The organism is Paenibacillus sp. GYB006 (assembly GCF_036577645.1).
Lineage (GTDB): Bacteria > Bacillota > Bacilli > Paenibacillales > Paenibacillaceae > Paenibacillus.
On sequence record NZ_JARBDA010000007.1, the window covers coordinates 149,618 to 162,539 of the forward strand.

11 protein-coding genes are annotated in these 12,922 nt (G+C 44.0%); 2 read left to right on the forward strand and 9 right to left on the reverse strand.

The window, feature by feature from the left end:
• From coaBC to PV403_RS16955, 5 genes are all read right to left on the reverse strand, one after another.
• Positions 1 to 1,212 (reverse strand): bifunctional phosphopantothenoylcysteine decarboxylase/phosphopantothenate--cysteine ligase CoaBC, encoded by a 1,212-nt coding sequence (coaBC, locus tag PV403_RS16935; protein ID WP_213529856.1) that lies wholly within the window; start codon positions 1,210 to 1,212, stop codon positions 1 to 3.
• Positions 1,213 to 1,378: 166 nt separating this feature from the next.
• Entirely contained in the window at positions 1,379 to 1,600 is a 222-nt protein-coding gene (gene rpoZ, locus PV403_RS16940) for a DNA-directed RNA polymerase subunit omega (protein WP_213529858.1), read from the reverse strand.
• A gap of 20 nt (positions 1,601 to 1,620) precedes the next feature.
• On the reverse strand, positions 1,621 to 2,196 hold the full coding sequence (gene gmk / locus PV403_RS16945; RefSeq protein ID WP_191799079.1) for a guanylate kinase: 576 nt from the start codon (positions 2,194 to 2,196) through the stop codon (positions 1,621 to 1,623).
• A 13-nt stretch (positions 2,197 to 2,209) separates the two neighbouring features.
• Positions 2,210 to 2,470 carry an extracellular matrix/biofilm regulator RemA gene (gene remA / locus PV403_RS16950; protein WP_006209218.1) on the reverse strand — a complete coding sequence of 87 codons (261 nt, stop codon included), beginning with the start codon at positions 2,468 to 2,470 and terminating at the stop codon, positions 2,210 to 2,212.
• An 83-nt stretch (positions 2,471 to 2,553) separates the two neighbouring features.
• Positions 2,554 to 3,444: a YicC/YloC family endoribonuclease gene (locus PV403_RS16955; RefSeq protein WP_213529860.1), complete on the reverse strand. Its 891-nt coding sequence runs from the start codon at positions 3,442 to 3,444 to the stop codon at positions 2,554 to 2,556.
• A gap of 175 nt (positions 3,445 to 3,619) precedes the next feature.
• Here PV403_RS16955 and PV403_RS16960 point away from each other — a divergent pair, with 175 nt between their 5' ends.
• A complete protein-coding gene (locus tag PV403_RS16960) occupies positions 3,620 to 4,024 on the forward strand; it encodes an acyl-CoA thioesterase (RefSeq protein ID WP_332085356.1) in 405 nt (134 codons plus the stop codon).
• An 88-nt stretch (positions 4,025 to 4,112) separates the two neighbouring features.
• On the opposite strand, the gene PV403_RS16965 is transcribed toward PV403_RS16960, so the two are convergent.
• From PV403_RS16965 to PV403_RS16975, 3 genes are all read right to left on the reverse strand, one after another.
• Positions 4,113 to 6,005 (reverse strand): bifunctional homocysteine S-methyltransferase/methylenetetrahydrofolate reductase, encoded by a 1,893-nt coding sequence (locus tag PV403_RS16965; RefSeq protein WP_332085357.1) that lies wholly within the window; start codon positions 6,003 to 6,005, stop codon positions 4,113 to 4,115.
• Positions 6,006 to 6,089: 84 nt separating this feature from the next.
• The gene (gene dapF / locus PV403_RS16970) at positions 6,090 to 6,935 is read right to left on the reverse strand and encodes a diaminopimelate epimerase (RefSeq protein WP_213529866.1); all 846 of its coding nucleotides are present in this window, start codon (positions 6,933 to 6,935) and stop codon (positions 6,090 to 6,092) included.
• A 129-nt stretch (positions 6,936 to 7,064) separates the two neighbouring features.
• The gene (locus PV403_RS16975) at positions 7,065 to 9,851 is read right to left on the reverse strand and encodes a calcium-translocating P-type ATPase, SERCA-type (protein ID WP_332085358.1); all 2,787 of its coding nucleotides are present in this window, start codon (positions 9,849 to 9,851) and stop codon (positions 7,065 to 7,067) included.
• Between the two features lie 264 nt (positions 9,852 to 10,115).
• On the opposite strand from PV403_RS16975, the gene PV403_RS16980 reads away from it, so the two are divergent.
• A complete protein-coding gene (locus PV403_RS16980; protein ID WP_332085359.1) occupies positions 10,116 to 11,855 on the forward strand; it encodes an Rqc2 family fibronectin-binding protein in 1,740 nt (579 codons plus the stop codon).
• A gap of 121 nt (positions 11,856 to 11,976) precedes the next feature.
• Here the strand turns inward: PV403_RS16980 and PV403_RS16985 are convergent, their stop codons facing one another.
• On the reverse strand, positions 11,977 to 12,867 hold the full coding sequence (locus tag PV403_RS16985) for a PHP domain-containing protein (protein WP_332085360.1): 891 nt from the start codon (positions 12,865 to 12,867) through the stop codon (positions 11,977 to 11,979).
• Positions 12,868 to 12,922 lie beyond the last annotated feature (55 nt).

Here is a 12,922-nt window from a genome sequence, read left to right on the forward strand (position 1 = left end):
TTACTCCCTCCCCTCCATTTGCGCAATTGCAATTTGAAATACTTGTCTTGCCACTTCGTCTTTTGATATTACGGCTAATTCTTTAACTAAACCATGTTTGTCATAGATTTCAACCGCATTGGTATCTGTTCCAAATCCTGCTCCCGGTTTCGTTACATCATTAGCAACAATAAGATCCGCATTTTTTCGTTCTAATTTTCCTTTTGCATGGAATTCAACATCATTTGTTTCCGCTGCAAATCCAATTAGGTATTGATGTGTTTTTTCTTTACCAAGTGATTCTAAAATATCGATGGTTTTGACGAGAGACAGCGTGAATGTATCGTCTTTTTTCTTGATTTTTTGTTTCGCAGCTTCCGCAGGTCTATAATCTGCCACGGCCGCAGCTTTAACCATAATATCCGTCTTTGGCCAAAGTTTATGGACCGCCTCATACATCTCCTGAGCAGACTGCACTTTCACTACGTTGACATCTGCCGGATAGGGAACTTGCATATTGGCGGCAACAAGGGTAACCTCCGCCCCCATGTCTTTCGCAGCGGCCGCAAAGGCCACTCCCATTTTCCCAGAAGAATCATTCGTTATATATCTAACAGGGTCAATTCGCTCAATGGTCCCACCTGCAGTAACAACGACTTTTTTTCCTGCCAAACATCCTTTTTGAGAATGACGTTCAAAGAATGTTTCTAACGCAGCTACGATGGTTTCCGGTTCTTCGAGCCTGCCTTTTCCTACATAGCCACAGGCAAGCTGACCTACACCAGGTTCGATAAAATGAACCCCTCTGGAATGAAGGGTATTCATATTCGCAACAACTGCAGGATGTTCATACATATGAACATTCATAGCAGGAGCGATAATAACAGGAGCTGTCGTTGCAAGGAGTGTTGTGGTCAGCATATCATCGGCAAGGCCATGTGCCATTTTAGCAATGGTATTCGCTGTAGCCGGTGCAACAAGTACAAGATCAGCTGTATCTGCTAAATTGATATGAGAGACAACCGAAGCATCTCGTTCATCAAATGTATCGGTATAAACCGGATTTCGCGACAGTGATTGCAGGGTAAGCTCTGTGATGAACTTCTTAGCAGATTCGGTCATGATCACATGTACCTCTGCCCCTTTTTGCACGAGCTTGCTTGTCAGTGCTGCTGCTTTATATGCTGCAATGCCTCCTGTTACTCCGAGCACGATTTTTTTACCTTTCAACATATGCGCTCCCCCTGTTCTTATCATAGATTATGGCAATAACTACGCTTGTATCTTTCGTTAACAGAGCAAAAAAAGAAGTAGAAAGAAAAAAATAACAACCTTCCGGTTGTCACTTTTATCAGGGTGTTACCTATATTAGTAGTTCAGTAAAGAAAGATGAATAGAATTATGCTTCATTTTCTTCTTTTTCGTCAGTACCTGGCTCTACTTTGATGATGTCGTCATAAATCTCTTCAAGAGCAACGCCCACTTGTTTATGAGATTTAGGATTTCTAAGTTCGGACTTTTCGCCTTCACGAAGCTGTCTAGCACGTCTGGATGCAGCAACTACAAGAGAATACTTACTGTCGACTTTGTTCATCATTTCATCAATAGATGGATATAACAATACGAACACCTCATTCGATTCTATTTTTTCGCTACTTTACAATGTTCGGCGATGATGATCGATTCTATTCGCTTGCACGCCAAATCAATTTCATCATTTACTACAGCATAATCATATTTTTCTAAAAGACTGATCTCTTCAGCAGCAACGGTCATCCGGTGATCAATCGTTGCTTGGTTCTCCGTACCGCGGCCTTGGATACGGTCTTTTAGTTCATCGAGCGAAGGAGGCAGTAAAAACACGAAAATTCCTTCTGGGAATTTTTCTTTTACTTTAAGTGCTCCTTGCACCTCAATCTCCAGAATAATATCTTTGCCTGATTCAAGCGTCTGTTCTACAAAATCACGCGGTGTACCATAGTAATTACCCACATATTCCGCATGTTCTAGTAGTTCATCTTTTTCAATCATATCAAGAAATTGTTCACGGCTTTTGAAAAAATAGTTCACTCCGTTTTCTTCGCCAAGTCTTGGCTGACGTGTCGTTGCCGACACGGAGTACGTCAAATTAGGAACTCGTTTACGCAAAGCAGTACACACGGTTCCTTTTCCTACACCCGATGGGCCAGATAATACAATAAGTAATCCCTTAGACATATTACACTCCATTTTATTCGTCGTTGTCATCGTCTTTAGAAGATAGACGATGGGCAACCGTCTCCGGCTGCACTGCGGACAAGATCACATGATCACTGTCAGTAATAATTACAGCACGTGTTCTGCGTCCATATGTAGCATCAATGAGCATATGACGATCTCGTGCTTCCTGGATAATTCTTTTGATAGGCGCTGATTCAGGGCTAACAATAGATATGATACGATTCGCTGAAACGATATTACCAAATCCTATGTTAATGAGTTTAATCGCCATATTCAGGTTCGTCCCCCTATAACTTTTAATCCTTCTCGCAAAGCATTGTTGTTATTTGGCAGCAAGCTTACCTTTATTCTAGACTACTCTAGATTTGCAGCCTGTTCCCTAATTTTCTCAAGCTCGGCCTTCATGTCCATCACGAGATTAACCAAGGTCAAGTGATGAGCTTTCGTACCGATGGTGTTTACTTCACGATTCATTTCCTGAATCAAGAAATCAAGTTTGCGACCTACAGGGTCAGGACTGGTCAGTAATTGCCTGCACTGCGTAAGATGACTAGAGAGACGAGTCAGTTCCTCATCTATGTTGGATCGGTCCGCAAAAATCGCAATCTCCATACCAAATTTATGTTCATCAAAAGATCCATCTGAAATTTCGGCCAATCGCTGCCTCAGTTTATTTCGATATTCGATCACTACTTGAGGTGCAAGTTGAACCATCTTTTCATGACAGGCCCCTAAACTTGAAATCCGGGTCTCTATATCTTTCGCAAGGTGACTTCCTTCACGAGCTCGCATTTCCACCAGCTCCTCAAGGGCATGAGTTATCCCCTCTTGCAGCGCAGTGTCCCAAGCTTCATCTTCTGTTGCCACTCGGAGAATCGCTTCTTCCGGTTTCAGAAGCACGCCAGGAAGCGAAAGTACATCTGATACTTCCATATTCCCTCTCATTCCATAACGAAGCTCGAGTTCTTTGGCTGCTTCTAGGTAAGAAGCTACTACCTGTTCGTTAAGGACTGGGTTCAGATGACTCTCCACTGAAAGTTCCTTCGTTATAAATACGTCAATCCGTCCACGCCTTAGCTCGCGCTGTATGATTTTACGAAGTCCATCTTCGTAGCGTGTCCACTCTCGTGGCATTCGGAATACCACTTCGCAATATCTGTGGTTCACAGACTTCATTTCAAACAATACATTATAGCCGCCATAGCTGAGCGAATATTGACCGTATCCGGTCATGCTGAATGACATCGGCATCACATCCATTACACTATTGTATCGGATTATAGTGGTTGAAACAAGTATGAACATTACGCTTTATCCCCGTTTAATTCCTACCATCATTGCCTAAAAAAGGGGTTCCTAGTAGAATAAATTAATACTTTTTCATAAAAATGATGCTGAACATGGATAAGGAGACCATCTCATGAAAACAGAACTTCAACTTATTGTCCGTCCAACCGAAATCGATGTGAATGGCCATGTCAATAATGCAAAGTATTTAGAGTATCTCGAATGGGGAAGAGAAGAATGGTACGAAGCCGCAGACCTCCCCTATAACAAACTGCTCCAAGAAGGATTCCAAACGGTTACCGTTAACATTAATATTAACTATCGTAAAGAATGTGTTCAGAATGAACGGCTCACCGTCATTACAGAACCAGAAAAAGCCGGGAATTCAAGTTATGTATTGAAACAAATAATTATGAGCGAGACAGATGTTGTCTGTGCTGATGCGGTTGTTACTTGCGTAACGATGGATCCATCTAGTCGAAAAAGTAAACCTCTGCCCGAGATGCTGCGAAAATTCTTTCCGGCGAATCAGTTATGAAACTCATTCCGGCATAGTAAAAAAGGGTGCCTTTGCTGCTGAAATCATTTTCGCAGCAAGGCACCTTTCTGATTAATTCATAATAAATTTAATTTATAATTGCTGGTGATCCTTTTTTCTCCATGATGTGACTCGACTTTTCCCATACAAACTTCGTCAACTCTTCGCTCATACCATAGAACATAAACGGCGTCATAATATAGATTCCATTGAAATGCTCCATAGCAACTTCTATCAATTCCTTGGCAATTGCAGTTCCCGTCGCTCTGCCTTCTTCACCTTCAAGCCCTGCCATCCGCTCTCTTACCTCGTCCGATAACAGAATGCCTGGAACCTCGTTGTGCAGATATTCGGCATTCCGGCCGCTCGCAAGCGGCATGATCCCAATGAAGATTGGAATTTCAAGATGTTTGGTCGCTTCCTTAAGCGCAACAATCAAATCTTTATCGTACACAGGCTGGGTCATGATGTAATCCGCACCTGCCGTTATTTTTTTCTCCAAACGCTGAACTGCCTTTTCTAAATATTTCACATTTGGATTAAAAGCAGCACCCACTACAAAATCAGCTTTTTGTTTCAGCGGCTTACCTGAAAAGGCAATCCCGTCATTCAGCTGTTTGATCATTCGAATAATTTCAAAAGAAGTCATATCATATACCGAGCTTGCCCCGGGTAAATCACCAAACCTAGCCGGATCGCCGGTTACTGCAAGAACGTGATCAATGCCTAATGCATCAAACCCCATCAGATGGGACTGGGTCCCAATTAAGTTTCGATCTCTGCAGGCAATATGGATTAAAGGCCTCATCCCTGTCTGTTCCTTCACGAGGTACCCTAGGGCCATATTACTCATACGGGTAACCGCTAGTGAATTATCGGCCAGTGTCAGCGCATCAACCCCTGCTGCTTTTAGACATTTAGCACCTTTCAGGAACTTTTCAATATCTAGATCCCTAGGCGGGTCCAGTTCTACAATAACGGTATGGCGTTCTTTGACCAGATCCACGATGGTAGGTTCTGTACGTGTTTTTTCATATTGATCCGCGGATGCAAATGAACTTCTAATTTCATCACGTGTAAATAATGCCTCTTCATCGAGAGGTGGAAGGAGAGCTGGCTTATACGCTGCAAGTGCTTCAGCTATTGCCTTAATGTGCTCAGGTGTGGTACCGCAGCAACCGCCAATAATACGGGCGTTCAGATCTGCAAAACGAACCGCTGTCTGTCCAAAATATTCAGCAGATGCACCAAATCGAACTTCACCATCAATATAGTCAGCAATCCCTGCGTTAGGATATACGGACATAGGAATACCGATATCAGATACCGTTTCCATGGCACGCATGATGGCATTTGGACCTGATCGGCAGTTAAATCCAATCACATCTGCTCCTTCTCCGTGTAAGATCGAGAAGGCTTGAGGCATGGTATAGCCATCGAGTGTTCTTCCAATATCGTCAATGGCAAACTGGCAGATGACAGGAAGTTCAGACTGTTTTCTTATACTCCGGAGTGCGATCAAAAGTTCTTCTACATCATAAAAAGTTTCGAGCATGATCCCATCAACGCCCTCATCGATCAGCGCGGTAACTTGCTCCTCAAAATAATATCCAAGTTTACTTTTTGAAATATCAGAACGTTTACCCGCTCTAATCGAACCTGCAGCTCCAACCACATATCCTTTTCCATTTAAAGCTTCCTTGGCAATCCGAACTCCCGCCCGGTTAATGTCCACCACTTTGTCTTCCAGACCGAATTTGGAAAGTTTATCGTAATTGGCCGAATACGTATTGGTTTCAATCAGTTGTGTACCCGCATCGATATACCGCATATGTACATCATGAATGACATCAGGTGATTCTAGATTCAGTTCCTCATAGGAGATTCCGACAGGAAAACCCTTTTGATATAAATAAGTACCTATTGCCCCATCGCCAATCAGGATTTCCTTTTGCAACACCCCGCGTAGATCCACCCTCATTCTCCTCCCGCCACATTTCCTATATTTCACACTAATGTAACATAAAAACATAAAAAGAGGGAACTAGTACGCTCCCTCTTTTTATCAAAATTCCTTTTCAATTATCTTTCCGGTGAATACGAATGCAGCTGGCCCTGTCATATAAACATGATTATCTTCTTCATTCCATTCAATGAACAGATCCCCGCCTTTCAGACGAACCCAAGCCGACCTTTCAGTAAGCCCATTTAATACAGAAGACACAAGCGTTGCACAAGCTCCTGTTCCGCATGCCAGTGTAGGACCCGCCCCGCGTTCCCATACTCTCATGTCAATATGCTCTCTATCCTTTACCGTAGCAAATTCAACATTTATTTTTTTGGGGAAGAAAGGATGTGCTTCAAGTTTCGGACCCCAAGAGGCCAGATCAAAATGAACTGCATCCTCTACATAAATAACACAGTGCGGATTACCCATGGATACGGCGGTAAAACGGAAACCGCTCCCTCCTGCTTCAATCGGCTGATCCACTACAGGACTTTCATCTATGGTAGTAGGTATCTTGAGACCATCCAGTACAGGTGCACCCATATCTACCCGAACTTTACTTACTTTCCCATCCTCCACTGTCAGCTTCACAGGTTGTACGCCGGCTCCAATCGTCTGAATCGTAATATGCTCACGATCAATATGACCATGGTCATATACATATTTGGCTACACACCGGATCGCATTTCCGCATTGTTCCGCTTCTGTACCGTCTGAATTCATGATTCGCATCTGAAAATCAGCCTTCTCTGAAGGTAAAATATATACCAACCCATCAGCACCAATTCCAAAAAAACGATTGCACCATTTGATTGCTAGTTCGGCGGCATCGGAAGGCAGCTCTTTCTCGCCATAGATCACAATAAAATCGTTGCCAAGTCCGTGCATTTTCGTAAATTCCATAATAAAACTCCACTCCTTTTGGCTTGTAATGGCCCCGATGTAATCATCGCCTACAACCATGTAATCAATACGTGATTGAGCGACTTTTCAGGTTAGCATATCTTAAGGAGTGGAGGAATTGTATTGATTTTATGCTGAAAATTTTGTACTTTTTGGTGTGTACCCGCTTGTAGCCAGCCTGCGCTGATTTTTCCTGCCTCCCCATACGCTTCCCGCACCAAGCAAGAACGTTGGAATTCCTGCAGCTACGATAACAAGTGCCCATTCTCTCAAATCAAGCGCCGTAGTCTTAAAAATCGGCTGGAGCTGAGGTGTATACATGACGCCTAATAGCAGTACTACAGAGGAGATAACGGCAAGCACCAAGTATTTGTTCTGCAGCGGATTTCGGTGAAAGATAGATCTTGAACTTCGGCAGTCAAACACATGAATGAGCTGTGCCATAACCAGTGTTGCAAAAGCTACGGACTGTGCTTTCACCAGATGAGCAGGATTATGCGGATCTATGCGAAGCGTAATCCAGAATGCAGCAAGTGTGCATAATCCAATCAGCACGCCGCGGCTGATAATTTTCCAGCCCAATCTCCTTGCAAAAATATTCTCTTTCGCCGAACGCGGCTTATGTTCCATCAAATCCTTCTCCGCCTGATCCACACCGAGTGCCATGGCAGGGAGCCCATCGGTAACCAAGTTCACCCAAAGAATCTGTATCGGAAGAAGCGGAAGCGGAAGACCTGCCATCATCGCAAAAAACATCGTTAAGATTTCACCTACATTTGATGCGAGCAGATAACGGATGAACTTCCGGATATTTTCGTAGATGTTTCGCCCTTCTTCAATCGCTGCTACAATCGTAGAAAAGTTATCATCACTAAGAATGAGTGCCGAAGCTTCCTTCGTAACATCCGTTCCGGTAATCCCCATCGCAATCCCAATATCTGCAGCCTTAATTGCCGGCGCATCATTCACACCATCACCTGTCATTGCGACGACATGCCCTTTTCGCTGTAATGACTTCACAATCCGAAGCTTATGTTCCGGTGATACTCTCGCATACACATAGATCTGATCCACTTCTTTATCGAGGTCTTCGTCACTGAACTGAGTCAACTGCTGCCCTGTCATCACTTTTCCGCCGCGAGGCAGAATACCGAGCTGATGCGCAATTGCTTCTGCGGTAAGAGAGTGATCACCTGTAATCATGACCGTCTTAATTCCGGCTCTTCTACAAGTCGCAATCGCATCTCTTGCTTCTTTACGCGGTGGATCGATCATGCCGGCAAGTCCGACAAATACAAGCTGGCTTTCTGCCTTACACTCATCGGCTACCTGTTCTTCTGGCCTTACTTCACGATAAGCCATTCCTAGTACTCGAAGTGCAGAACTCGCCATTTGCTCATTCGCCTGAATTACTTGCTGCCGGATCGCTGAGGTAAATGGAATGACTTTGTCATCCCATAAAATATAGGCACATTCCTTAATGAGCACATCTGGTGCACCCTTTGTAAAAATAAGTCTGCCTCCCTGATGTTTCATCAGTACGGACATCAGTTTGCGTTCGGAATCAAAGGGAAACTCCTCAACTCGTTCATACAGTCCAGATAAGCTTTGAGGCGACATTCCAAGCTTAGAGGCCAAGGTAACCAGCGCACCCTCTGTAGGGTCGCCTTTTAATATCCATTCTGTTTCCTCATTGCTTTTTTTATTACGCGTTTCCTGAACGGAAACTTCTTCAATAAGTGCGTTGTTGCATAAACTGCTGACTTGAAGGAGCCTGCGCAAGGATTGGTCATTCTTCAGATCTATTACATGATCTTGAAGTGTAAGATGACCTACCGGTTTATAGCCCTCTCCTGTTACTTTGAGCTGCCTTCCGCCCTGCCACACATCCGTTACTGTCATTTTGTTCTGAGTTAAGGTTCCTGTCTTGTCTGAACATATGACAGAAGCCGAACCAAGCGTTTCTACAGAGGGAAGCTTACGAACAATTGCTTTTCGTTTGATCATCCGCTGTACACCAAGCGCAAGTGCGATGGTAACAATAGCAGGCAATCCTTCTGGTATCGCGGCAACCGCAAGACTGACACCCGCAAGGAACATACCGACGGCAGGCTGTCCATGTAAAATCCCAGCTACGACAACGAGTACCGTAAGCACCAGGGATACGATGATCAGAATCTTTCCGAGTTGTTCCAGACGGTGCTGAAGCGGCGTTTCTTGTGCTTCTGTATTCTGTATGAGGTCTGCAATTTTCCCCATTTCGGTATCCATTCCCGTACGAATGACGACCCCTTTTGCGGTTCCTCTCGTAACCATGGTTCCCATGAAGCCAACATTCTTGAGGTCTCCAAGCGGAAGATCATCCTGCTCAATGATTTTGCTGTGTTTATTCACAGGCACAGACTCGCCGGTCAAAGCGGATTCTTCCACATCACAGTTACTTGTCATAATAAACCGAATATCCGCAGGTACACGATCTCCGCTTTCCAGAAGAATAATATCGCCAGGTACAAGGTTTTTAGCCGGAATCTGTTCTACTTTTCCATCCCTCAGCACTTTTGACATAGGAGCTGATAATTTTTTCAGTGCGCTTAGTGAACGTTCTGCTTTGAATTCCTGAACAAATCCAAGAATCCCATTTAATAAAATGATAGCAATGATCGTGATCGCATCCAGGTATTCACCCAGCAATCCGGATAACAGCGTAGCCCCTACCAAGACAAGCACCATAAAATCTTTAAACTGATTTAGAAAAAGGGTGATTGGAGAAATTCCTTTTCCTTCTGACAGCTCATTTGGTCCCGACTTCTTCTGCCTGTTTGCTGCCTCATCCTTGGTTAGACCTAGCTGCGGCTCCACATCTAATTCTGACTTCAGTTCGTCTGCACCCATCTGATGCCACTTCTTCTGTTCCATATTCCAAGGTTCCCCTCCCGCTCTTTAGTTCTGTGCCTGTCCAGCTTTTCTCACACTTGTGTGCATTGCATCAGTCAAAATACCAATTTGTCTAATGCCGGACAAACTTCTAAAACTACTGTATTCGGACAAGGGCGGAAATATCACACAAAGAGGGCTCTTAAGTTTTTGTTCAAACTATGGCATGATAGATGGAGAAGATATTTACACAAGCGCAACATGAATATAAAAACCAACCTGATACAAGATGGGAGAACATAGATTATGGCATTAGACGGAATTGTCGTTCGTTCTATCGTGCATGAGCTTCAAGTGCTCATTGGCGGACGAATGAGTAAAATACATCAACCTAACAGTCGCGATATTGTGATTAGTCTTCGAGCAGGGCGTGAGAACGCTAAATTGCTGATCTCAGCTAGTCCTACTTATCCGCGTGTTCAATTCACAAAACAAACGTTTGTGAATCCAACAGAAGCACCTATGTTCTGTATGCTGCTTCGCAAACACTGCGAAGGGGCTATTATTGAGAAAATTAGCCAAGTCGGCATGGAAAGAATTATTCATATTGATGTTCGGCAGCGGGACGAAATCGGAGATGTTTCCACGAAGAAAATTATTATTGAACTGATGGGCAGACACAGCAATGTGATTTTGGTAGACCCTTCCACAGGCAATATTTTAGATGGAATCCACCATGTGACGCCTGCGATCAGCAGTTACCGTGTCATTATGCCTGGGTTCTCATACATGGAACCTCCGCAGCAGAATAAAGAAAATCCGCTCACCGCAAATGTTTCTTCCTTTGCATCATATGAGAGCTATGAAGGAAGTGCATCGAAATGGCTGGTGGAAACTTTTAGCGGACTCAGCCCGCTGATTGCGGAAGAGATTGCATTCCGCGGCAAGCAGAATGATGCAGATGCGGTACGGGACAAAGAACAACTGTGGAATGGTTTCTCTGAAGTGATGAATCTCGTATCCGGCAACAAGTTCACGCCCGTCATTGCAACGAATGCAAAAGAAAAAATGGTTTTTTCCGCCATTCCTCTCACTCATCTGAATGAGAATCAAACGTATGATTCGATTAGTGCATGTATGGAAGATTACTATGGAGAAAAGGCGGAACGGGACGTTGTCAAACAGAAAGTCAGTGACCTCCTTCGGTTCCTGCAAAATGAACGTAATAAAAACATTAAGAAACTAGATCATCTGAATGCGGACCTTGCGGAAGCAGATGATGCGGATCAGTACCGAATTTACGGTGAACTGCTGTTCTCTTCTCTTCATGCCATTCAAAAAGGAGATAAAGAAGCAGTTCTTACGAACTTCTATGATGAGAACCAAGCTGAAGTACGCATCCCGCTTGACCCGCTTTTGACTCCATCCGATAACGCTCAGCGTTATTTTAAAAAATACAATAAATACAAAAACAGCCTGCAGATCATTGAGGAACAACTGATCAAAACACGCGAAGAAATCATGTACATGGACAACTTATTACAGCAGCTGGCTTCTGCATCGATAAACGATGTCGAAGAGATTCGGGAAGAACTGGTCTCTGAAGGGTATCTTCGGGACCGTAATAAAAAAGGAAATAAGAAAAAGAAAAAGAAGAATCAACTTCCTTCTCTGCAAGTGTTCACGTCTTCCGATGGTACCGAAATTTATGTAGGCAAAAACAACCTGCAAAATGAATACTTGACGAATCGTCTGGCAAGTTCTAATGACACATGGCTTCATACAAAAGACATTCCGGGCTCACACGTTGTAATACGCTCTACCTCCTTCTCTGAGCAGACCTTGGAAGAAGCAGCCATGATTGCGGCTTATTACAGCCAGGCCAAAGAGTCTAGCAGTGTACCTGTGGATTATACGACCATCCGTCATGTGAAAAAACCTAGCGGTGCAAAACCCGGTTTTGTGATTTATGATAATCAAAAAACGCTGTTTGTTACACCGAGCGAAGATCTAATTAAAAGGCTGCCTAGCCACATTAAGAATTGATCTTACTCTCCTTTTCTAAAAAAAGAGGAAATCAAAAAGCAGCGTTCCCTATACGATAGAGAACGCTGCTTTTTACGACTGCAGAGACAAATTAGCTAGTCTAGTTTGTCTCTGCCGTTTTTTATTTTCCCGAACCAGCCTCGTATAGTTGACTGAGAACAGAAGCATCTACGGTCACGCTGCCGAGATCCCCGTGGAATACAACTCCTTGCCTCGCCCCATGAAAATCAGAACCGCCTGTTACAATCAGGTTGTACTGCTTAGCCATTGCAAGATATCGCTTTTCCTCTTCGGGGCCGTGATCTGAATGGTAAACTTCAATCCCCGCCGGATGACCATGTTCTATTATTTTTCGAACGAGTTCATCATCGCCATAAAGCCCAGGATGGGCAAGCACCGGCGTTCCGCCTGCAGCTCTAATCCAGGCAAATGCATCTTCTGGTGTCACCCGCGGAACACTGACAAATCCCGGTTTACCTTCTGCTAAATAAAGATCGAAAGCTTCCCGCATGTTACTTACATATCCTTTTGCTACAAGCGTATCCGCAATATGCGGACGCCCAACTGTCTCATCCTTTTCCAGCGGTCGTCCCATAACCCGAATTACGTCTTCCATAGAAATTACGAGCCCAAGCTCATTTAACTTCTCCAGAATAAGTATGTTCCGTTCCTCACGGGTTCTGCGCAGGGTCTCCAGTCTGTTGAGAAATTCAGGGTTCTTTATATCCACGTAGTACCCCAGCACATGAATTTCTTTACCCTCAAGTCTAGTACTGATCTCTACACCGGGTACGACTATGATCCCGTATTCTTCCCCCGCTGCAAGTGCCTCTTCTACTCCTGCAACCGTATCATGATCTGTAATCGCCACAGCAGCAAGACCTTTGTTATACGCGATGCGAACATTCTCGGAAGACGGCTGCATTCCGTCCGATGCCTGGCTATGCGTATGAAGATCGCATTTTCCATTCAAAAGTTTTACATTAGCTGCTTCTTTTTCCGATCTATTCATACGAATGCCTCCTTTCCATTCCTTTGTCATGCTTTATACAATATACACGGATTCT